Origin of the sequence: Brevibacterium ihuae, assembly GCF_900184225.1 — a bacterium.
Classification (GTDB): Bacteria; Actinomycetota; Actinomycetes; order Actinomycetales; family Brevibacteriaceae; genus Brevibacterium; species Brevibacterium ihuae.
Map to the genome: position 1 here is coordinate 1,144,246 of NZ_FXWZ01000003.1, position 21,859 is coordinate 1,166,104.

Annotated in this window: 16 protein-coding genes and 1 pseudogene; 15 read left to right on the plus strand and 2 right to left on the minus strand. The window is 69.2% G+C overall.

Annotation, left to right across the window (positions count from 1 at the left end; all coding sequences use genetic code 11):
• The first annotated feature begins 72 nt into the window (after nt 1-72).
• From C1A17_RS10435 to C1A17_RS10500, 14 genes and pseudogenes are all read left to right on the plus strand, one after another.
• Nucleotides 73-1,548 carry a CCA tRNA nucleotidyltransferase gene (locus C1A17_RS10435; protein WP_245873684.1) on the plus strand — a complete coding sequence of 492 codons (1,476 nt, stop codon included), beginning with the start codon at nt 73-75 and terminating at the stop codon, nt 1,546-1,548.
• A gap of 125 nt (nt 1,549-1,673) precedes the next feature.
• Nucleotides 1,674-3,386 carry an AMP-binding protein gene (locus tag C1A17_RS10440; RefSeq protein ID WP_101652906.1) on the plus strand — a complete coding sequence of 571 codons (1,713 nt, stop codon included), beginning with the start codon at nt 1,674-1,676 and terminating at the stop codon, nt 3,384-3,386.
• Nucleotides 3,387-3,739: 353 nt separating this feature from the next.
• Complete coding sequence (locus C1A17_RS10445; protein WP_101652907.1) at nt 3,740-6,046, plus strand: transglycosylase domain-containing protein; 2,307 nt, start codon at nt 3,740-3,742, stop codon at nt 6,044-6,046.
• A gap of 139 nt (nt 6,047-6,185) precedes the next feature.
• Complete coding sequence (locus tag C1A17_RS10450; protein WP_101652908.1) at nt 6,186-7,805, plus strand: hypothetical protein; 1,620 nt, start codon at nt 6,186-6,188, stop codon at nt 7,803-7,805.
• Nucleotides 7,806-7,920: 115 nt separating this feature from the next.
• Nucleotides 7,921-8,211, plus strand: coding sequence for a 30S ribosomal protein S6 (rpsF, locus tag C1A17_RS10455; protein WP_101652909.1), 291 nt, complete (start codon nt 7,921-7,923; stop codon nt 8,209-8,211).
• A 31-nt stretch (nt 8,212-8,242) separates the two neighbouring features.
• On the plus strand, nt 8,243-8,863 hold the full coding sequence (locus tag C1A17_RS10460) for a single-stranded DNA-binding protein (RefSeq protein WP_101652910.1): 621 nt from the start codon (nt 8,243-8,245) through the stop codon (nt 8,861-8,863).
• Nucleotides 8,864-8,892: 29 nt separating this feature from the next.
• A complete protein-coding gene (rpsR, locus tag C1A17_RS10465) occupies nt 8,893-9,132 on the plus strand; it encodes a 30S ribosomal protein S18 (RefSeq protein ID WP_101652911.1) in 240 nt (79 codons plus the stop codon).
• A gap of 17 nt (nt 9,133-9,149) precedes the next feature.
• Nucleotides 9,150-9,608 carry a 50S ribosomal protein L9 gene (gene rplI / locus C1A17_RS10470; RefSeq protein ID WP_101652912.1) on the plus strand — a complete coding sequence of 153 codons (459 nt, stop codon included), beginning with the start codon at nt 9,150-9,152 and terminating at the stop codon, nt 9,606-9,608.
• A 160-nt stretch (nt 9,609-9,768) separates the two neighbouring features.
• Complete coding sequence (locus C1A17_RS10475; RefSeq protein ID WP_245873686.1) at nt 9,769-11,100, plus strand: DUF445 domain-containing protein; 1,332 nt, start codon at nt 9,769-9,771, stop codon at nt 11,098-11,100.
• A gap of 147 nt (nt 11,101-11,247) precedes the next feature.
• A complete protein-coding gene (locus tag C1A17_RS10480; protein ID WP_101652914.1) occupies nt 11,248-12,075 on the plus strand; it encodes a MerR family transcriptional regulator in 828 nt (275 codons plus the stop codon).
• A 203-nt stretch (nt 12,076-12,278) separates the two neighbouring features.
• Nucleotides 12,279-13,628 (plus strand): replicative DNA helicase, encoded by a 1,350-nt coding sequence (gene dnaB / locus C1A17_RS10485; RefSeq protein WP_180953297.1) that lies wholly within the window; start codon nt 12,279-12,281, stop codon nt 13,626-13,628.
• A gap of 156 nt (nt 13,629-13,784) precedes the next feature.
• Nucleotides 13,785-14,950: pseudogene (locus tag C1A17_RS10490) on the plus strand (acyl-CoA dehydrogenase family protein).
• A gap of 114 nt (nt 14,951-15,064) precedes the next feature.
• Nucleotides 15,065-16,036, plus strand: a complete 972-nt coding sequence (locus tag C1A17_RS10495) for a VOC family protein (protein ID WP_101652916.1) — start codon at nt 15,065-15,067, stop codon at nt 16,034-16,036.
• A 222-nt stretch (nt 16,037-16,258) separates the two neighbouring features.
• The gene (locus C1A17_RS10500; protein ID WP_101652917.1) at nt 16,259-17,110 is read left to right on the plus strand and encodes an 8-oxoguanine DNA glycosylase OGG fold protein; all 852 of its coding nucleotides are present in this window, start codon (nt 16,259-16,261) and stop codon (nt 17,108-17,110) included.
• Between the two features lie 14 nt (nt 17,111-17,124).
• On the opposite strand, the gene C1A17_RS10505 is transcribed toward C1A17_RS10500, so the two are convergent.
• Nucleotides 17,125-18,432 carry a DEAD/DEAH box helicase gene (locus C1A17_RS10505; protein ID WP_425427320.1) on the minus strand — a complete coding sequence of 436 codons (1,308 nt, stop codon included), beginning with the start codon at nt 18,430-18,432 and terminating at the stop codon, nt 17,125-17,127.
• A 707-nt stretch (nt 18,433-19,139) separates the two neighbouring features.
• Between C1A17_RS10505 and C1A17_RS10510 the strand changes: the two genes are divergently transcribed.
• Nucleotides 19,140-20,447: a type 2 periplasmic-binding domain-containing protein gene (locus C1A17_RS10510; protein ID WP_180953298.1), complete on the plus strand. Its 1,308-nt coding sequence runs from the start codon at nt 19,140-19,142 to the stop codon at nt 20,445-20,447.
• 92 nt (nt 20,448-20,539) lie between these two features.
• Here the strand turns inward: C1A17_RS10510 and C1A17_RS10515 are convergent, their stop codons facing one another.
• Nucleotides 20,540-21,820, minus strand: coding sequence for a type 2 periplasmic-binding domain-containing protein (locus C1A17_RS10515; protein WP_101652920.1), 1,281 nt, complete (start codon nt 21,818-21,820; stop codon nt 20,540-20,542).
• Nucleotides 21,821-21,859: the final 39 nt, after the last annotated feature.

Below are 21,859 nucleotides of genomic sequence, written 5' to 3' on the forward strand. Positions count from 1 at the left end.
GCGATCGAGCGCCGGTACGCTGGTGGGGTTCCCGGCCCGCCGGCCGGGTCACCCGAACCAAGGAGGTCCCCGGTGTTCCTGGCCCAGGCGCACGCCCGACTGGCCGGCGCTCTCGACGAGCTCGACCCGATCCTCGGGCCGCTCGGCGAGCGCTTCGCCGACGCCGGCTACGAGCTCGCCCTCGTCGGCGGCTCGCTGCGCGATGCGCTGCTCGGGCGCGGCATGCCCGATCTCGACTTCACCACCGACGCCCGGCCCGACGACATCCTCCGGCTCATCGTCGGCTGGGCCGACGCGCACTGGGACATCGGCAAGCGGTTCGGCACCATCGGGATGATCCGGCAGGGTCGCCAGATCGAGATCACCACCTACCGCGCCGAGGCCTACGATCCGGAGTCCCGCAAGCCCACCGTGGCGTTCGGCGACTCCCTCGACGAGGACCTCCTGCGCCGCGACTTCACCATCGGTGCGATGGCGGTGCGGCTGCCCGGCCGGGTGTTCGTCGATCCGTTCGGCGGCCTCGCCGACCTCGAGGCGGGCCGGATCCGCACCCCCGGCAGTGCGACGATGAGCTTCACCGACGACCCGCTGCGGATGATGCGCGCCGCGCGCTTCACCGCCCAGCTCGGCTTCGCCGCCGCGGACGAGGTCGTCGAGGCGATGACCGGGATGGCCGAGCGGATCGACATCGTGTCCGCCGAGCGGGTGCGCGACGAGCTCGTCAAGCTCGTGTGCGGAGCCCGGCCGCGCGCGGGGATCGAGCTCCTCGTCGACACCGGGCTGGCCGACCGCATCCTGCCCGAGGTCGCGGGGCTGCGCCTCGAGCGCGACGAGCACCATCGCCACAAGGACGTCTATCAGCACAGCCTCACCGTCCTCGACCAGGCGATCGGGCTCGAGGGCCGCTACGCCGCCGAGCAGGCAGAGGCCGGACTCCCCGCCGACGATCCGCGGCGCCTGCCGGTGCCCGACTTCGTCGTGCGGTTCGCGGCGCTCATGCACGACATCGGAAAGCCGGCGACCCGCCGCTTCGAACCCGGCGGCGCTGTGACGTTCTACCACCACGACGTCGTCGGCGCGAAGATGACGGCGAAGCGGATGAAGGCGCTCCACTTCGACAAGGACACGACGAAGAAGGTGGCCCGGCTCGTCGAGCTCCACCTCCGGTTCTACGGATACGGCGACGCCGGCTGGTCGGATTCCGCGGTCCGGCGCTACGTCACCGATGCCGGGGACCTGCTGCCCCGACTCCACATCCTCACCCGCTCCGACGTCACCACCCGCAACCGCCGGAAGGCCGATCGGCTGGCCCGCGCCTACGACGACCTCGAGGCGCGGATCGCCGCGCTCGCCGAGCAGGAGAGGCTCGACGCGATCCGCCCCGACCTCGACGGCACGCAGATCATGGCGCTCCTCGACATCCCGCCCGGCCGCGAGGTGGGGCAGGCCTACTCCTTCCTCCTCGAGCAGCGGATGGAGCAGGGGCCGCTCGGCGAGGAGCGCGCCGCCGAGCTGCTCCGCGCATGGTGGGCCGCGCGTCACGAGTGATCGGTCGGCAGTCCGGATCCGATGCGCGGTCCCGCCCCGGCGCCGGAGTGGGACGCCCCCGAGCGCGTCACCGGTGCCTGGTACCTTGAGTGCCAGAGGTGACGGAATACATCAAAGGAGACCGTATGAGCACCGCGACGGAGACGTTCCGGCAGGCCCGCAACAGCCTGCTCGAGATGCGCACCGATTATGAGCGGGCCCGCGCCGAGTTCGAGTGGCCCCGGTTCGAGCACTTCAACTTCGGGCTCGACTGGTTCGATGAGATCGCCCGCGACAACGACGCCCCGGCGCTGTGGATCGTCGAACAGGACGGGACCGAGGGGATCTGGAGCTACCGCACGCTGTCGGAGCGCTCGAACCGGGTGGCGAACATGCTCCGCGCCGCCGGCGTCACCCGCGGCACCCACATGATGGTCATGCTCGGCAACCAGGTCGAGCTGTGGGAGACCATGCTCGCCGGCATCAAGCTCGGCGCCGTGCTCCTGCCGACGACCACGCAGCTCCAGCCCGTCGACCTCACCGACCGCGCGGAGCGGGGAGAGGCCACGGTGGTCGTCGCCACCGCCGCGGACGCCGCGAAGTTCGACTCCGTCGACCTCCCGCTCACGCGGGTCGTGGTCGGTGCCGATCCCACCCGCGAGGGCGACATCGCCTATGCGAGCGCGGACGGGTTCCCCGCCGAGTTCGAGCCGGACGGCCCGACCCCGGCCGACGACCTCCTCCTCCTCTACTTCACCTCGGGCACGACCTCGAAGGCGAAGATGGTCGCCCACACCCACGTCTCCTACCCCGTGGGGCATCTGTCGACGATGTACTGGATGGGCATGGAGCCCGGTGACGTCCACCTCAACGTCGCCTCCCCCGGCTGGGCGAAGCACGCGTGGTCGAACATCTTCACCCCGTGGATCGCCGAGGCCTGCGTGTTCCTCTACAACTACTCGCGCTTCGACGCCCCGGCACTCATGGAGGTCATGGAGCGGGTGGGGGTGACGAGCTTCTGCGCGCCGCCCACGGTGTGGCGGATGCTCATCCAGGCGGATCTCAGCCTGCTGCCGCCCCCGCCGCAGAAGGCGCTGGGCGCCGGCGAGCCGCTCAACCCCGAGGTCATCGACCGGGTCAAGGACTCCTGGGGGGTGCTCATCCGCGACGGCTTCGGCCAGACGGAGACCACCCTGCAGATCGGCAATCCCCCCGGACAGCCCATCAAGTACGGCTCGATGGGCAAGCCGCTGCCGGGCTACGACGTCGTGCTGCGCGATCCCGCGACCGGGGACATCGGGGATGAGGGCGAGATCTGCCTGCGCCTCGATCCGCGACCGGTCGGGCTGACCTCCGGCTACTGGCACGACGAGGAGCGGACTGCGGACGCGTTCGAGGGCGGGGTCTACCACACCGGGGACGTCGCCTCCCGCGACGCGGACGGCTTCATCACCTACGTGGGGCGGGCGGACGACGTCTTCAAGGCGAGCGACTATCGGCTGTCGCCGTTCGAGCTCGAGAGCGTGCTCATCGAGCACGAGGCCGTGGCGGAGGCCGCGGTCGTGCCCTCGCCCGACCCGGTGCGCCTCGCGGTTCCCAAGGCCTATGTGGTGCTCGGGTACGGCTGGGAGCCCTCGCCGGAGCTCGCGCGCGACATCCTCGGGTTCTGCCGCGAGAACCTCGCCCCCTACAAGCGCATCCGGCGGATCGAGTTCACCGAGCTGCCGAAGACGATCTCCGGCAAGATCCGGCGGGTCGAGCTGCGGTCCCGTGAGCGCGAGCTGCATCCGGACTCCGGGGCGTCGACCGTCGAGCACACCGAGTACGCCGACACCGACTTCCCCGAGCTGCGCGGCTGAGCGCACCGCGGAGCACGGTCGCCCGCGGTCGGCGCGGGTCGGCACGGGCGGACATCGGTCGGTGCCCTGCCCGGGAGTGCGCGGCCGAACCCGGCAGAACCCGCTGATCCGAGCAGGTCGCCCTGTGATCCGCCCCTCATTTCCCCGACTCGGTGCGGGCCCGGGCGGCGCTCCGGGCGCAGAGCGGGCGGTCTCCCGGGTGAGGGCGGTGACCAGGGATTTCACCGTGCGGCGCGCGTCCGGGTGCGCTCCGCGGGCGACCCGTCCTCCCACTGTGCGCCCATTGACTTCCAAAGAATGAATGCTTGAATTGCCCAGTTCAGTGACTCAGGTCAGTGATTCAGGGGGATTCTTTGGCCAAGCACCAGAAGACCGCCGGGGGCCGTTCGGCCGCGGCGAAGACCAGCGTGAACAAGGGTCTGCTCAACTACCCCCGCTCGGGGGTGACCGGGTGGACCCGCTGGTTGCCGTCCCTGCGCCTCATCGGCGTCGGGGTGCTGGCGCTGTTCGTCCTCGTCATCGGCCTGTTCAGCATCGGCTACGCGGTGACCGACGTCCCCGAGCCCAACGTCGAGGCCGCCGGCCAGACCTCGACGGTCTACTGGGACGACGGAGAGACCCCCCTGGGCACCTTCAGCATCGAGGACCGCGAGAGCGTCACGATCGACGAGATCTCCCCGGCCATGCAGCAGGCGGCGATCGCCGCCGAGGACCAATCGTTCTACGAGAACCGCGGCATCTCGATCAAGGGTCTGTCCCGCGCGGTGTGGGGCGTGGTGACCGACAACTACGCCGGCGGCGGCTCGACGATCACCCAGCAGTACGTCAAGAACTTCTATCTCACGAATGAGCGCAGCCTCGACCGCAAGGTGCGCGAGATGTTCATCGCGATCAAGATCGACCAGGAGCTCACCAAGGACGAGATCCTCGCGAACTACCTCAACACGATCTTCCTCGGGCGTCAGAGCTACGGCATCGAGGTCGCGGCGGAGAACTACTTCGACAAGCCCGCCTCCGAGCTCGACGTCGCCGAGAGCGCGCTGTTCGCGGCGATGATCCAGCGCCCGGGTGCCGCCGACCCCGCGGAGAACCCCGAGGAGTACGCCGACCGCTTCCAGTACGTCCTCGACAACATGGCCGAGCTCGGCTACATCACCGAGGAGGAGGCCGCCTCGACGGAGATGCCCGAGCTCACCGACCCGCAGCGGGACAACCAGTTCCGCGGCCAGAACGGCTACCTGCTCGACAACGTCCGCAAGGAGCTCGTCAACGCCGGCATCACCCCGGAGATGATCGACCGCGGCGGTCTGACGATCCACACGACCTACAACCAGGAGGACGTCGAGGCTGCGATCGAGGCGGTCGAGGACCTGCCCGAGCTCAAGAAGGGCATGCACGTCGGCCTCCTGTCGATCGACCCGTCGACCGGCGGGATCAAGGCGATGTACGGCGGTGAGGACTACCTCGAGCGCCAGCAGAACCAGGCCACCGAGGACATCACGCAGGCCGGGTCGACCTTCAAGCCCTTCACGCTCGTCGCCGGCCTGGAGAACGGCTACCGCCTCACCGACCACTTCGCGGGCAACAGCGGCACGACGATGATGTACGACGGCACCCCGTGGCGTCCGCAGAACTACGGCGGTGCGAACTACGGCTCGGTGAGTCTGCTCCGGGCCACCCAGAGCTCGATCAACACCGCCTACGCGCAGCTGAACATCGAGGTCGGACCGGAGAAGACCCAGGACGTCGCGATCCGCGCCGGGCTCGGCGAGGACACGAGCGGCCTCGAGCCGAACGCCGCGAACGTGCTCGGCACCGCGAGCCCCACGGTGGGTCGGATGACGACGGCCTACGCGACGTTCGCGAGCAACGGCATCCGGCGCGCACCCCACTCGGTGTCCGAGGTCATCGATGCCGAGGACAAGGTCATCCACGAGGCGGACACCGAGGGCGAGCGCGTCTTCGACGAGGCCGTCATGGCGGAGACGAGCTACGCGCTCTCCCGCGTGGTGACCTCCGGTTCGGGCTCCTACGCCCAGAACCTCGGTCGGCCCGCCGCCGGCAAGACCGGCACCTCGCAGGACAACTACTCGGCGTGGTTCAGTGGCTACACCCCGAACCTCGCGACCTCCGTGGCGATCTACCGCGAGGACGACAAGGGCAACCCGATGGAGATCGGCTCTTACGGCGGTCGCGGCTCGATCACCGGCGGCTCCTTCCCCGTGCAGGCGTGGACGAACTACATGAAGGATGCACTCGAGGGCGAGGAGGTCGAGCAGTTCCCCGAGCGCGGCGAGCTGCCCGACGTCGAGAAGCCGAACAACGACTCCGGCGTGCCGCGCCAGGCACCGCCCGCCCGCCCGGCTCCGGACCGCCCCGATCGGCCGGAGAACGACGAACCCCGCGAGGAGCGGCCGCGCGAGGAGCGGCCGCGCGAGGAGGAGCCCGAGGAGGAGGCCCCGATCGAGGAGCAGCCGCGTGAGGAGGAGCCCCCGGAGGAGGAGCCTGCACCCGAGCCACCGCCCGAGGAGGAGCCCGCGCCGGAGCCCCCGGCACCCGAGCCGCCGGCACCGGAGCCGCCGCCCGCGCCGGAGCCCCCGCCGGTGCGGCCCCAGCCCGACCCGGGTGGAGGCGGCGGGATCGGCGGCGGATCCGGCTGAGGATCGGCGGTCCTGACCGACCACCGCGGAATCGCGGGGCCCGGAGAGCGATCTCCGGCCCCGCGATTCCCTGTTCCGGCCCTGGGAGCGGCGTGCAGGAGCACGCGCGTGCTCCCGGTCGCCCCGTTAGGCTGACCCCATGACCCGCTACACCCCCGCGACCCTCGCCCGCCCGCTGCTGGGCGGACCGCGCGGTGCCCGGCTCGCGAACGCCGGGCCGCGCCGGGGTGCCGTGGGCGGAGTGCTCGCGATGTGCCTGCTGGCCGCGACGACGCTCATCGGCGTGCTCGTCCAGGCGCCGTGCATCGCCCGCGGCTGGGATCTGCCCTACGCCTCCTTCCGGATGTGCGCCTCGCCGCTGGCGAACGGCCTGACCGGTGCGACCTTCCCCGACGCGGCCGGACGGGCACCCGGGGCGATCGCGGAGTTCTCGCCGCTCACCGCGTGGGTGATCGAACTCGGACGCTGGTCCGGGGCCGCAGGATCGGCGGGGGATGTCGCCTTCTTCATGGTGCTCGTCCTCCTCGCGAACGTGCTCGCCGTCGCCGCCGGCGGCATCGCCCTCATCGCGCTCGCCCGCACCCGCGCGGAGCGCATGTGGGTCCCGGTGGCGTTCGTGTCGCCGGTCATCGTCTTCTCGCTCGGCCAGTCGCTCGACCCGATCGCCGTCGCCCTCGCCCTGTGGGCGTGCGTCCTGCTCCGACCCCTGCCCGCCGAACGGCCTCCCGGAGCGGCGGTCGTCGGCACCGCTGGGGACAGTGCCGGGGACAGCGCCGGGGAGGGTGCCGCCGGCACTGCTGGGGCCACCGCTGGGGACAGGGCCCAGGAGGGTGCCGCCGGCTCCGCGGCCCGTCCGGTCGCGCCGCGTTCGCCGATCGCGGCAGGGGTGCTCCTCGCGCTCGCGACCTTCATCAATCCGCTCGGCCTCATCCTGCTCCTCGCGCTCACCCTCGTCCATGTGTCGCGCCGGCGCCCCGATGAGCTCGCCGTCGCCGGCGGGGTGTTCGTTCTCGTCTCCGGCATCTTCATCGTCGTCGACGGGCGGCTGTTCGGCCGGCTCGCGGCCTGGTGGGCCGAGGCCGTCGACCGCGGCTCGATCGTCTCGCTGCTGAGCTTCGAGCCGAGCCTGGACCGGACCGTGCTGGCCCTCGTCTCGGTGATCGCATGGGCGGCCGCGCTCGTGATCGCCTCCGCGGTGATGCTCGCCGGGCGGCACCGCACGCCGCTGTCGCTGCCCGCGGTGGCGACGATGCTCCTCGGGCTCAGCCTGCTCTTCATGCCGGCCGCCCCGACGTGGAACGCCCTGTGGCTCGTCCCGTTCGCCGCGCTCGCCGTGCGCCACCTGTGGATCCATGTGGCGTGGGGCCTGTCCGAGGCGGCCCTCGCGATCGCGATCCACCTCTCCGACGTCACGCCGCTCGAGTCCTCCGAGGGGCTCTCGCCCATGTGGCTGTCGATCTTCACGCTGCTGCGGCTCTTCGCCCTCGCCTTCCTCGTCCACCTCGCCGCCGAACGCCTGCGCGTGCCCGAGGACGCTCCGCCGGAGGGTGCGCCGGGCGCCGGACCGAGGCCTGCCGCGCCGGGTTCCGCGGCAGCCTCCGGAGTGCCGCCCGCTCCTCGGACGGCGGCCACAGCTCCCGTGCCCGCGGCCGAGCGCGGGCCGACGGTCACCTCGGGCGCGGACCGCGACGATGACGGTCGGCGCGGGGACGCTGCGGCGACCGGGCGCGGACGTGACACGGAGCGGTCGCAGGACTAGAATGGTGAGGTCTGTGCTGTCGTCGGAACGATTCCTGCGCCGGCCGGACACAACGTATGTACCCTCCTGCCATGGACCGACCATGGCCGCTGAGACCAGAGGAGGTGGGTTACACGTGCGTCATTACGAGCTGATGCTCATTCTCGATCCGGAACTCGACGAGCGCAATGTGAGTGCCACTGTCGAGAAGCTGCTCAAGGTGGTTCCCGCTGAAGGCGGAACCGTCGACAATGTGGATGTCTGGGGTCGTCGCCGCTTCGCGTACGAGATCCAGAAGAAGGCCGAAGGCTACTACGTGGTCGTGGACTTCCACGCCAGCCCGGCGACCACCAAGGAGCTCGACCGCCAGCTCGGTCTCAACGAGACCGTCATGCGGACCAAGATCCTTCGCCCGGACGCCAAGTAATCACTCACCGGAGCCGAACTAAGGAGCCAGCATGGCAGGCGAGACCATCATCACCGTCGTTGGGAACATCACCGCGGACCCCGAACTGAGGTTCACCCCGAACGGCGCCGCGGTCGCCAACTTCACGGTCGCCTCGACCCCGCGCACCTTCGACCGTCAGGCCCAGGAGTTCAAGGACGGGGAGACGATGTTCCTCCGTTGCAGCGCCTGGCGCGAGATGGCCGAGAACGTCGCGGAGTCCCTGCAGCGCGGCTCCCGAGTGATCGTCCAGGGACGTCTGAAGTCCCGCACCTTCGAGACCAAGGAAGGCGAACGCCGGACGGTCTTCGAGCTCGATGTCGACGAGGTCGGCCCGAGCCTGCGCTACGCCTCGGCGAGCGTGACGAAGAACGAGCGCGGCGGCGGCTACGGCGGCGGTGGCGGGAACTTCGGCGGACGCGGCGGAAACCAGGGCGGCCAGGGTGGCGGCAACTCCGGCGGCGGATGGGGCCAGAACCCCAATGCCGGCGGTGGCGGCGGCTACCAGCAGGGCGGCCAGGGCGGATACAACCGCGGCCCGCAGCAGGACGACCCCTGGGCGTCGTCGAATCCTCAGAGCGGCCAGGGCGGCGGCGGTTGGGGCAACCCCACCGACGACGAGCCCCCGTTCTGATCACCACATTTTTCTGACAGGAGACACTCATGGCAAAGCCGGATCCCCGGAAGCCGATCAAGAAGAAGGCGAACCCGCTCAAGCCGGGTGAGGCTTCGCAGATCACCTACAAGGACACGTCCACACTGCGCAAGTTCATCTCCGACCGCGGCAAGATCCGTGCCCGCCGCGTCACCGGAGTGACCGTGCAGGAGCAGCGCGTCATCGCCAAGGCCGTGAAGAACGCCCGCGAAATGGCTCTGCTTCCCTACTCGGGCTCGTCTCGCTGATACGGAGGGAATCAACCATGTCTACGAAGAAGCTCATTCTCAACCATGAGGTCGACGGCCTCGGTGCCGCCGGGGACGTCGTCGAGGTGCGTGCGGGCTACGCGCGCAACCTGCTCATCCCCCGCGGCTGGGCGACCCCGTGGAGCGAGGGCGCGCAGAAGCAGATCGACGCCCTGCGCAAGTCGCGCCAGACGCGTCAGATCGCGGACCGCGACGAGGCCCTGGCTCTCAAGGAGAAGCTCGAGTCGACCGCCGCGCGCATCGAGATGAAGGCCGGTGCCCAGGGTCGCCTGTTCGGCGCCGTCACCCCGGCTCTCGTCGCCGAGGCGCTCTCGGCCTCCGCCGGGACCGACATCGACCGCCGCTCCGTCGCGCTGCCCGGTCACGTCAAGAGCTCCGGTTCGTACACCGCTACCGTGCGCGTGCACGAGGAGATCACGGCGAACGCCAAGTTCGACGTCATCGGCAAGGCCTGATCACCCGGCCTCGATCTCCACTCACACAGCAATTTCCGGCGGTTCCTGAGAACGGAACCGCCGGAAATTGCTGTTTCACCGCTGCTGTCCCGTCGCAGGGCAGGTTCTCCCGGACCTGTCCCTTATACCCATCTGACGCTGCCGTGGAAGAATGGCGACCATGAGTGCGAACCCGACGAGCGCCATGACTCCCGCAGCGGCTCCGCCGAACGGTCCCGCCGCCGTGTCCCCGGGCGCGATGACGTCCCCGGAGGACCGTGACCGGGCCGTCGGCCTGCGGAACATGCGCAGGCTCGCGACCGGGCTGCTCGTCCTCGCCGCGGTGATCTTCCTCCTCACCCACCTGTTCACCGACAGCACGGGCGTGTGGGGCTTCGTCGCGCGCGCCTCGGAGGCGGCGATGATCGGCGCGATCGCCGACTGGTTCGCGGTGACCGCGCTGTTCCGCCACCCGCTCGGGCTCAAGATCCCGCACACCGCGATCATCCCGCGGAAGAAGGACGTCCTCGGGGAGAGCCTGTCGAACTTCGTCGCGGTGAACTTCCTCAAGTCGCACACCGTCGCGCCCAAGCTGCGGAAGGCCGAGATCACGCGGCGGGCCGGGAACTGGCTCGCGCAGGAGAAGAACCAGACGATCGTCGTCGAGCGCGCCGGCCAGGGCCTCGAGTACGTGCTCAAGCGGGTCGATGACGACGCGATCGAGGGGATCACCCGCAACGTGCTCGTCCCCAAGCTCGTCTCCACTCACAAGGCCCCGGTGCTCGGCCGGCTGCTCCAGGAGATCGTGCAGGACGGGGCGCACCACCGGCTCGTCGACCTCGTCGTGGGCGAGGCCTACATCTGGCTGTCGAACAACCCCCGGGTCATCGACGAGATCGTCGCGCAGAAGGCACCGGACTGGGTGCCGAGCTTCCTCAACGACACGGTGTCCAACCGGCTCCGGAAAGAGGTGCTGGGGTGGGTCGCCGAGGTGCGCGACAACCCGTACCACAAGGCCCGGCAGGCGCTCGATCGCTGGCTGCTCGAGCTCGCCGAGGCGCTCAAGACCGACACCTCGATCGCCGAGCGGGCCGAGGGGGTGCTGGACGATCTGCTCCGGCAGGAGGGCGTCGTCCACTCGGTGCTCGAGATCTGGGCCTCGCTCAAGCGGCTGCTGCGCGGAGCCGTCCTCGAGTCCGACGGCGAGGTGCACGGCCGGATCCGGCAGCTGCTCGCCCGGATCGCCGAGCGGATGGTCGACGACGTCGAGTTCGCCCGGTCGATGGACGAGAGGATCGCGACCGCCGCCGGCGACCTCGCCGAATCGTTCGGTCCCGAGCTCGCGAGCGTCATCTCCGACACGATCGCCGGCTGGGACGCGCGCGAGGCCTCGGACCGGATCGAGCTCTACGTCGGCCGCGACCTCCAGTACATCCGGATCAACGGCACGGTCATCGGTGCGCTCGTCGGCCTCGTCATCCACGCGATCACCCTCGTGCTCCCGCGGATCTGAGGGGCAGGCGGCACGTCGATGACCTCGGGAGCGGGATCGGGACGACAGTTCCGGCTGACCCCGTCGCACCCACCCGCTTGACCCTCACGCGCCGTGAGGTACGACAGTGATTCCGTGGACGACGATCGAAGGAGAACGATTGCAGTGATGCCGGAAGCAGCGGATCACCTCGGGCCCGGCGAACCTGCCGGGGACGGGCTCACCGTCGGAAGGACGGCCGAGCTCGTGGGGGTGAGCGTGCGGACACTCCATCACTGGGATTCGCTGGGGCTCGTGCGCCCGAGCGCCCGGACCTGGGCCGGCTACCGGCTGTACGGGCGGACGGACATCGCTCGGCTGCAGCAGGTGCTCGTCTACCGGGAGCTCGGGATGGGTCTCGAGCGGATCGGTGGCATGCTCGACGCCTCGGACGCCGATGTGGCCGAGCAGCTGCGTGACCAGCGTGATCTCCTCGCCGATCGGATCGCCCGCCTGCAGGCCATGAAGTCTGCGGTCGAACAGATGATGGAGGTGGAAACCATGGGGAAGAAGCTCACCCCTGAGCAGCAGGCCGAGGTCCTCGGCTCGAACTGGGACCCGAAGTGGCACTACGAGGCCGAGGAGCGCTGGGGCGGTACCGACGAATGGGCCGAGTCCGAGGCGCGCAAGGCGCAGATGGACCGCTCCGACTGGGAGCGGGTCAAGGAGGAGGCCGAGGCGCTCGAGGCCGACCTCGCCGGCGCGTTCCGCTCCGGGACGACCCCCGGGTCCGAGGAGGCGAACGACCTCGCTGAGAGGCACCGCGCCTCGATCGGGCAGTGGTTCGAGGCGAGCCATGCGAAGCACGTGCTCATCGCCCGGGGCTACACCGAGGACCCGCGCTTCCGCGAGCACTACGATGCGCGTGAGACCGGGCTGGCGGCCTGGCTGCGCGAGGCCGTCGAGGCGAATGCGCGAGCGCACGGGGTCGACCCGGATTCGGCCGAATGGGAGTGATCTCCCGGGATCCCGAGGCCGCCGGCCCGGGAATCCGCTCCCGAGGCGCGGGCCGGTGACGTGAGAGCGTCGCCGGCCCGTGGCGTGGTGCCGTCCGGGGTCGGTCGGCTGACGCTGGTGAGACCGCCCGCGTCCCCGGTGCGCGATAGAGTTGTCTGGCCGGTGGGACGCCGGCGGATCGAGCAGTGCGCGGGATGGGGACGATGAGCGAATCGAACGACTGGCAGCGGGCCGAGGGCGGACTGCGGACGCCCCCGCAGGACCTCGAGGCCGAACAGAGCGTGCTCGGCGCGATGCTCCTGTCGAAGGACGCGATCGCCGACGTCGTCGAGGGCATGCGCGGTGAGGACTTCTACAAGCCGGCGCACGAGACGATCTACGAGTGCATCCTCGACCTCTATGCCCGCGGCGAGCCTGCCGACGCCGTGACCGTCGCGAACTCCCTGTCGAAGGCGGGCGCGCTCGCGCGGATCGGCGGTGCGGCCTATCTCCACACCCTGATGTCCTCGGTGCCGACGGCGGCGAACGCCGGCTTCTACGGCACGATCGTCCGCGAACGCGCATTGCTGCGCCGTCTCGTGGAGGCCGGCACCCGGATCGTGCAGATGGGCTACGACGCCGAAGGCGACACCGATGAGCTCGTCAACCGCGCCCAGTCGGAGATCTACCAGGTCACCGAACGGCGCACGGCAGAGGACTACGTGCTCCTCAAGGAGATCCTCGAGACCACCGCCCAGGAGATCGAGCGGTCCGGGGACCACGAGGGCGATACCGCCGGGGTGCCGACCGGCTTCACCGAGTTCGACCAGCTGACCAACGGACTCCACCCGGGGCAGATGATCGTCATCGCCGCGCGCCCCGGCGTGGGCAAGTCGACGCTGGCGCTCGACATGGTGCGCTCGGCGGCGATCCACTCGAATCAGACGACGGTGATCTTCTCGCTCGAGATGGGGCGCATCGAGCTGACGATGCGCCTGCTCAGTGCGGAGTCGAGCATCAAGCTGCAGGACCTGCGCCGCGGCGAGCTCACCCCGCAGGACTGGACGACGCTCGCGTCGACGATGGCGCGGATCAACGAGGCGCCGCTGTTCATCGACGACTCCCCGAACATGGCGCTCACCGAGATCCGCGCCAAGTGCCGACGGCTCAAGCAGCAGCACGATCTGCAGATGGTCGTCATCGACTACCTCCAGCTCATGAGCTCGGGCAAGCGCGTCGAATCGCGTCAGCAGGAGGTCTCGGAGTTCTCGCGCTCACTCAAGCTGCTGGCCAAGGAGCTCGAGGTGCCGGTCATCGCGCTGTCGCAGCTCAACCGGTCCTCCGAGCAGCGCACCGACAAGCGACCGATGATCTCCGACCTCCGCGAATCGGGATCGATCGAGCAGGACGCGGACATGGTGCTCCTCATCCACCGGGAGGACATGTACGACAAGGAATCCCCGCACGCCGGCGAGGCCGACATCATCGTCGCCAAGCACCGCAACGGGCCGACCGGCGACATCAAGGTCGCCTTCCAGGGCGCGCGGAGCCGCTTCGCGAACATGCCGAGGTAGGCCGCAGGACGAGTGCTGCGGGTGTAGGGGGCTTCACCTGCGGAAGACGTCCCATGATCGGCTCGATCCCGGGACATTCTCCGCAGGTGAAGCCCGGCGGCCGGTCTCCTGCCCCGGTACCGTTGAATGACGGACACCCAGATCGAGGGAGCAGTCATGGAATTCGGACTCACCGAGGAGCAGGTCGACGTGCGCCGCGGAGCGCGGGAGATCGTCTCCGCCTTCGACGATGAGTACTGGGCGCAGAAGGACCGGGACAAGGAGTTCCCGCAGGAGTTCTACGACCACCTGGCCTCGCACGGATGGCTGGGGATCACCACGCCGGAGGAGTACGGCGGCGGGGGACTCGGCATCACCGAGGCCACGCTCCTCCTCGAGGAGATCGCTGCCGGCGGGGGTGCGATGAATGCCGCGAGCTCCGTGCACATGACGATCTTCGGCATGCACCCGGTCATCGTGCACGGTTCCGATGAGCTCAAGCAGGAGAATCTGCCGCGCGTGGCTTCCGGCGATCTCCACGTGTGCTTCGGCGTGACCGAGCCGGACGCGGGTCTCGACACCACCCGGATCACGACCTTCGCGACCCGGCGCGGATCCGATTACGTGGTGCGTGGTCGCAAGGTGTGGATCTCGAAGGCCGTGGAGTCGGAGAAGATCCTCCTGCTCACGCGCACCACACCGCGCAGTGAGGTCGAGCGTCCGACGGACGGGCTCACCCTGTTCTTCACCGACCTCGACCGGGACAAGGTCTCGATCCGCCCGATTCCGAAGATCGGCCGCAATGCGGTGACCTCGAACGAACTCGTCATCGACGACCTCGTCATCCCCGAATCCCACCGGGTGGGCGAGGAGGGCAAGGGATTCACCTACATCCTCGATGGGCTCAATCCGGAGCGGATGCTCATCGCAGCAGAGGCGCTGGGCATCGGGCGGGCGGCGCTCGCTAAGGCGACCGTTTACGCCAAGGAGCGGGTGGTCTTCGATCGCCCCATCGGCATGAACCAGGGATCCAGTTCCCGCTGGCCGACGCTCTGGCGAAGCTCGATGCCGCGGAACTCGCCCTGCGCAAGGCCACCTGGACCTACGATCAGGGCCTGCCGAGCGGTCGCGCGGCGAACACCGCGAAGTACCTGTGCGCGGAGGCCGGGTACGAGGCCGCTGACCGGGCGCTCCAAGTGCACGGCGGGATGGGGTACTCGGAGGAGTACCACGTCGGGCGCTACCTCCGTGAGGTCCGACTCATGCGCATCGCTCCGGTGAGCCAGGAGATGGTTCTCAACTACCTCGGCACGAAGGTGCTCGGCCTGCCCCGGTCCTACTGACCCGCTTCCGGAATCACCCCGGTTGCCGGGAATGCTCTCATGTAGTTGAATGTTGGACTATATGGCGCGGCGATCTCCCGACCACGACTCCCGTCGCGCTCGAGAGGGAAGATGATGACCGACCAGACCGCGACCCGCCAGCGGCCCACGATCGACGTGACCCGGGACGAGCACCGCCGGACGACGGGCGAACTGCTGCCCGACGACCTCCGGATGGACGTCGTCACCCTCGCCGTCGGCGATCTGGGGGCGATGACCGCGTACTACCGCGATGCACTCGGCCTCGTGGAGCTCACCGACACCCGGCACCATGCCGCCTCGGACGCTCCGGCGATGTCCGTCCTCGGGCGCGGCACGACACCGCTCGTCGTTCTCGAGCACCGGCCGGGCCTCCCGTCCGCGTCCCGCCACGATGCGGGGCTCTTCCACACCGCGATCCTCTTCCCGACCCAGGCCGAGCTCGCCGCCACCGTGCTCTCCGCTGCCCGCCACCCGCGCTCGGCCTTCGTCGGCAGCTCCGACCACCTCGTCAGCGAGGCCTTCTACTTCACCGATCCGGAGGGCAACGGGATCGAGCTCTACTGGGACCGTCCGCGCAAGGACTGGACGTGGACCGGTGACCAGGTGGCGATGGACACGATCCATCTCGATCCGAACGAGTATCTGCGCATGCACCTGACGAATACCGGCCCCGGGACGCCGGGCGGAACCGGGATCGAGAACGCTGCGGCAGAGGTGGGCCACGTCCACCTGCAGGTCGGCGACATTCGCACCGCGAAGCAGTTCTACGTCGAGACCCTCGGGTTCGAGCAGACCCTGATGATGCCCGGCGCCCTGTTCGTCTCCGCCGGCGGATACCACCACCACATGGCGATGAACATCTGGAACAGCCGAGGCGCGGGCCCGCGGGCCGCGAGTCTGGGTCTGGGCGACGTGCGCATCGCGCTGCCGGACCGCACCTCGGTGGAGGCGGTCGCCGATCGCCTGCGCGACCGCCGCATCGACTTCCAGGACGACGGCGCCGCCGTCCGGGTCCTCGACCCGTGGAACACCCCGGTGACGCTCAGCTCCGAGGTCGTCGGCTGAGCCCGGTGTCCTGCTGAGCCCGGGTCGGGGGATTCGGCACCCGATCCGCCCTCTGCGCTGGTCGGCACCGATCCCGCGCGGTGTCCTAGTCTTCGTGTAGTGCAGTCGACGCGGGCCGGGTTCGCTAGGATTCGGATTCGACCGTGCGTTCGGCGAAGTGTTCCACGTGGTCTTCTCACCGAGAATCGGCGCATTTGTGATCTGAGGCGTTAATGTGTCTGCATGACGATTCCGACTGCGTTGAAGACCGCGTACACACAATGGTCAGGACATGGCCGCCCGACTCAGATCGCCTCCCAGTGGAATACGGATGCCTGGGTCGGGCGGTTGTCGGACCACGAAGCATTTCTTCGTGGCCTCGATACGAACCGCCTCAATCGGGACCAGGTGGTCGACGTCGCGCCTGATATCGAGAACGAGGAGACCGCTGTCCACGTGTTCCTTCTCGCCATGCTTTGGGGCTACGGCACGGTCGGCTATGGGCCGTACCGGACACACCGGATTCTCTCCCGACCGGAGGCAAAGACCGAGCTCTACGAAGTCGCCCAGGCTGCTCAGCAGTACGGGGGTCTCTCAGCGTTCGAACTGATCGCCGACCGACGCAAGCGATCGGGCTCGTTTCTCAAGTACCTCGGCCCTGCGTTCGGGACGAAGTACATCTATTTCGTCACCGCGCAGGCCGACCGCAAGGAATCAACACCCGTGATGGACGCGGTCGTTCAACGCTGGTTCCGCGAACATGTCGAGGACTGTCCCCTCACCGTGGTGTGGTGGCACACAGAGAGCTATCGAAAGTACCTGAGGTGCCTGGATACGTGGGCCGGTGAACTCGAGAAGGAGTTCGGCGATCCCATTCGCCGCGACGAGGTCGAGTATCTGATCTTTGCGAGCGGGAGCGGTTTCGAGCGGAACTCGTGGGTAGAGTCCTGGGAGGCAGGAATTCCGGCCTCTCCGATCGACCAGCTCAGAGATCGCGTGAGCGGCCTTCCAGTAGCGGAAGAAGCGGAAGCCCTGATCGATAAGTTGGAGAAGTTGCTCAAGTCTTCCGACGAGGGAGATTCGCCGACGTCGTAATGGGCCTCCCCGGCTCAGCCTCTGCTGCCGCCCCGGCCCGATCGGCCGCTCCTGCGGCGTCCGCCGCCGGAACCTCGGCCCTGGCTGCTCGGGCGTCCGCTCGACCCCTGGCCGCGCGAACCGGACCGGCCGCCCGAACGGCCCCGGCCCTGTCCCTGCTGCTGCGGGGCCCGAGGTGCGGGCTCGACGTGCGGCGCGATCGTCCCGACCAGCCGGGTCACCTCGTCGGATTCCGCGGTCACGCTGACCGGTTGGACCTTGACCGCGGCCTTCCGCAGGAGATCCTTCGTGTCCTTGCGCTGCTCGGGGAGCATGACGGTGACGACGTCGCCGGCGCTGCCGGCGCGCGCGGTGCGGCCGGAGCGGTGGAGGTACGCCTTGTGCTCGGCCGGCGGGTCGACGTGCACGACGAGCTCGACGGAGTCGACGTGCACCCCGCGGGCGGCGACGTCGGTGGCGACGAGGACGCGCACCTCTCCGCTGCCGAAGGCGCCGAGGTTCCGGTCGCGCTGGTTCTGCGACAGGTCGCCGTGGAGGTCCCGGGCCGGGATGCCCTGATTCGTCAGCTGCCGGGCGAGCCGCTTGGCCTGGTGCTTGGTCCGGGTGAAGAGGATCCGCTTGCCGGTGCCTGAGGCGAGTTTGGCGATGAGCGGCTTCTTGTCCTCGTTCTCGACCTCGAACACGTGGTGGGTCATCGCCGACACGTGCGAGGTCGGGTCATCGACCGAGTGGAAGATCTCATTGCTGAGGAAGCGCTTGACCAGGACGTCCACGCCGTTGTCGAGGGTCGCGGAGAAGAACATCCGCTGCCCTCCTCTCGGCGTCTTCTGGAGCAGGCGGGTGACACCGGGGAGGAAGCCGAGGTCGGCCATGTGGTCGGCCTCGTCGAGCACGGTGATCTCGACGTCGTCGAGCGTGAGCACCCGCTGCTGGAGCAGGTCCTCGAGGCGGCCGGGGCAGGCGACGATGATGTCGACCCCGTTCTTCAGCGCGTTGATCTGCTTGCCGGCGCTCACTCCGCCGAAGATCGTCGCGGTCCGCATGCCGTAGGTCGCCGCGAGCGGCTTGAGCACCGCATCGATCTGCGTGGCGAGCTCACGGGTGGGAGCGAGCACCATCCCGCGCGGGCGCTGCGGCCGGCGGGCGGAGCTGCTCGACTCGTCCGCGAGGCGCGTGACCATCGGGATGGAGAACGCGAGGGTCTTGCCGGAGCCGGTCTTGCCGCGGCCCAGCACGTCACGGCCGGCGAGGGTGTCGGGCAGGGTGTCCTGCTGGATCGGGAAGGCCTCGGTCTTGCCGTCGGCGGCAAGCGCGTCGACGATGCGAGCGGGAACCCCGAGCTCCGCGAAGGTGACGGGGCCGGCGGCGCTCGTCGGAGCGGACGCCGCGGTCTGCTGCCGATCGCGAGCGGTCTCGGTGCGCTGGGCTCCGGGGGCGCCCTGGGGGCGGGTGGCCCGCCGCGGGCGACGGCGATTGCGCGAGCGCACGGAGGACGAGGAGGAGTTCGGTGTACGAGTGATGGCGGAGCCTTTCACAGTGCCGGGCCGAGGCGACCGCGCGCTGCGGCGCGTCAGGCCTCGGGTCCGACTGGTGGCGGGAGCACCGGACGGTGCTCTCGATCGCCGCGAGGAAGAAGCTTCAGAAAGACGAACCGGGAACGGACACGGTTCCTGAGACAGAGGAGTCCTGACGACGCAGGGAACCCGAGTGACGGGTTCGCAAGTTCCTCCAGCGTATCGCGGATGGGTCCACAACCCGAATCCGCGGCTGTTGACCGGCCCCCGTCCGCTGCCGTCGACAATCGCTCGCAGGTCACGAAGTGTTCACATATCGAACGTCTGATCTGGACTTGCCCACCGCTCCGGTCTACGCTCAGCACACGGTATCGATGGTGATACCCGTCACACATGCCGACGCGGGGTGCGACCCGGGCGACGTCGCCCGCTCTCCCACGGCTACGCGTGAAGCACCACGGTTCGACCCCGTCCACCGGGGCGGGGCGGCCGCTTCGAGAAGGGACGACGACGTTTTGAGGATCCGCACGGGAGCGAGCCGAGCGCTCGCCACACGCAACACCAAGCTCCTCGCCGGCAGTGTTCTCGCCACTGCGCTGCTCACCGTCTCCGGCTGTGCCGGCAGCGCCGGCTCCGGCGGCGGCGGCGGAGATGGCGGCGGTGAGGGCTACGAGTACGGCGCCTCGCAGGAGGAGATCAACGAGGCCATCGCCGACCTCGAACCGGTGACGTTGACCGTCCAGTCCGGTGCGCCGGCGGAGAACTCGGTCTCAGGCCGTCGCACGATGGACTACAAGCGCGCGATCGAGGAGGCCTCGAACGGGCAGATCGAGATCGAGGTCATCTGGGGCATGGCCGTCGCGGGCTACCCCGAGGCGGTCGACGCCGTGGCGGACGGCCGCGTGGACATCTCCTACCACCTCGTGTCCTACGAACCGCAGCGCTTCCCCGAGGCCAGTGCGATCGGCACCGCGCTGGGCAGCGTCCCGTACTCGCCCCTGGTCGGTGAGATGGTGGCGAACGCCGTCGGATCCGAGATCGGCTGGAACGACCAGGCGCTGCTCGATCGCTACGAGGGCGAGGGCGTCACCGTCATCACCCCGATCCTCGCCAACGGCGCCTACTCGCTCAACTGCAACTCGGAGATCAACACTGCCGACACCCTCAAGGGCAAGCAGGTGCGTGCCGGCAGCGCCCCGCAGAGCCAGTCGCTCGAGCACTTCGGGGCGGTGCCGACGAGCCTCGAGTTCACCGAGGCGTTCGAGGCGCTGCAGCGGCGCACGGTCGACTGCGACCTGTCGCCGATGAGCGCGAAGGAGATCAGCGGCATCTACGAGGCCGCTCCGCATCTCGCGTACTCGACGAAGGCGAACTGGCCGCGGTTCTCCGCGACCTACCTCGCCGGACAGAAGTTCAACGACCTGCCGCTCGCCTACCAGCAGATCATCTTCGATCAGGGCGGAACGCTGGTGAGCGGCTCGACGCAGAGCTACGTCGACTCCAACGCCGTCCACGTCACCGACCTCGCGAGCGTCGACGGGACGATCGCGGAGTTCGACGACGCGTTCCAGGACGAGCTCGGGAACTTCCTCATCGAGCTCCAGGACGGCTCGATCGAGGACGGTCACCTGCCCGAGGACATCAAGGAGCAGATCGCGGATCTCACCGACAAGTGGACCCAGCGGGTCGCCGACCTCGGGTACGAGGACGAGGGCACGATGGAGGAGATGGACGAGTGGTACAGCGCCGACGACGACTGGTCGGCGTACGCCAAGGACGTCTACGAGAACACCGGAGCGCTCGACCACCGGCCCACCGAGTGACACCGAGGTGAGCACCGTCAGGTGATGAGCGAAAGCAGAACGGCCCGAGGCGAATGCCTCGGGCCGTTCGTGTGCGTGCTGCCCGCTCACGATCAGCTGGGGCGGTGGTCCATCATCGTCTTCTCCATGAAGGCGTCGCCGAGAGGCCGGAAGTCGGTGTCCATGTCGTACCACTCGTCCATGTCCGCGAGTGATCCGCCATCGGAGAACCCGAGCTCCTCGACCTCGGTGGTCCACTCCTCGCGAACGGTCGCCATCCGGTCGAGGATGTCGTCGCCGATGATGCCGGAGTCGGCGACCTCTTGGCGCTTGCCGTCGGCGAAGGAGTTGACCTCGGCCTGGAGGTCCTCGGCGGCCTCCTCGATGCCGACTCCCTGGTCCTTGGCCGCGACGACGGCCTCGGCCTTGGCGTTGATGTTCGCGACCTGCTGGCCGTGGAAGTACGCGGAGAAGCTGTCGAACAGGATCTGCTGGTAGGCCAGCGGCATCTGCTCGACGTCGGTGCCGGTGAGGATCGCCCCGGACACGCGGGGGAAGCTCGTCGACGTCGTGTAGCCGAGGTTGGGAGCGACCTCGAAGAATCCGCCCTGGACCACGTCGGAGAGCACGGCGAGCGAGCAGTCGATCGTGCCGCGCTGGAGCGCCTCGTAGGCCTCGACGCCGGCGATCGACACCGGGGAGCCGCCCACGTGGCTCACCATGTCGGAGGCCGCGGGAGAGCCGACGCGCACCTGCAGCCCCTGCCAGGCATCGAGGTCCGTCGCGGGATCGGTGCACACGGTGTAGTACTCGCCCGACGCCATGACGGGCACGAACGGGGTGACGTCGTTCTCCTCGTACTCGGCGAGGATCTCCGGGGAGTTCCACGACAGCTCCGCGGCCGCGAGGTTGGTGACGAGCTCGCCCACGACAGGGGTCGACTCGTCGCCGGCGAGGATCTGGTTGAGGGCGTTGAAGGCGGGGAACCTGGCCGGGTCGTAGGAGGGCAGGGTGAAGGCCATGTCGACGCGGCCGTCGGCCAGGGCGTTGTGGAGCTCGTCGTAGGAGGCGATCGACTGGTTCCACTGGAGCTCCACGGTGATCTTGCCGTCGGACATCTCCTCGACGGCCTCCTTGAAGTGGGTGCCCATGGGGGACTGCGGGGACTGCATCGAGGTGGCGGGGATCTGGTAGTCGACCGTCACCGGTTCGAGGTCCTCGATGGCGGCGGAGATCTCCTCCTGGGAGGCGCCGAACGCATAGCCCTCGCCGCGCTCGCCGCCCCCGGATCCGCTGCCCGCGCTGCCGGCGCAGGCGGTGAGGGTGAGCGCGAGGGCGGAGAACGCGGAGACGGCGACGGCTGCGCGGGTGCGGGGGTGGTGACTGATCGTCATGGTGTGTCCTTCGGTGATGGTGAGGTGGTGCGAGGTCGT

What these genes read in the sequence shown, in the direction of transcription:
- C1A17_RS10440 (WP_101652906.1), top strand. Translation starts at nt 1,674, where the DNA reads ATGAGCACCGCGACGGAGACGTTCCGGCAGGCCCGCAACAGCCTGCTC.
- C1A17_RS10450 (WP_101652908.1), top strand. Translation starts at nt 6,186, where the DNA reads ATGACCCGCTACACCCCCGCGACCCTCGCCCGCCCGCTGCTGGGCGGA.
- C1A17_RS10460 (WP_101652910.1), top strand. Translation starts at nt 8,243, where the DNA reads ATGGCAGGCGAGACCATCATCACCGTCGTTGGGAACATCACCGCGGAC.
- rpsR (WP_101652911.1), top strand. Translation starts at nt 8,893, where the DNA reads ATGGCAAAGCCGGATCCCCGGAAGCCGATCAAGAAGAAGGCGAACCCG.
- rplI (WP_101652912.1), top strand. Translation starts at nt 9,150, where the DNA reads ATGTCTACGAAGAAGCTCATTCTCAACCATGAGGTCGACGGCCTCGGT.
- C1A17_RS10475 (WP_245873686.1), top strand. Translation starts at nt 9,769, where the DNA reads ATGAGTGCGAACCCGACGAGCGCCATGACTCCCGCAGCGGCTCCGCCG.
- C1A17_RS10480 (WP_101652914.1), top strand. Translation starts at nt 11,248, where the DNA reads ATGCCGGAAGCAGCGGATCACCTCGGGCCCGGCGAACCTGCCGGGGAC.
- dnaB (WP_180953297.1), top strand. Translation starts at nt 12,279, where the DNA reads ATGAGCGAATCGAACGACTGGCAGCGGGCCGAGGGCGGACTGCGGACG.
- C1A17_RS10495 (WP_101652916.1), top strand. Translation starts at nt 15,065, where the DNA reads ATGACCGACCAGACCGCGACCCGCCAGCGGCCCACGATCGACGTGACC.
- C1A17_RS10500 (WP_101652917.1), top strand. Translation starts at nt 16,259, where the DNA reads ATGACGATTCCGACTGCGTTGAAGACCGCGTACACACAATGGTCAGGA.
- C1A17_RS10515 (WP_101652920.1), bottom strand. Translation starts at nt 21,820, where the DNA reads ATGACGATCAGTCACCACCCCCGCACCCGCGCAGCCGTCGCCGTCTCC.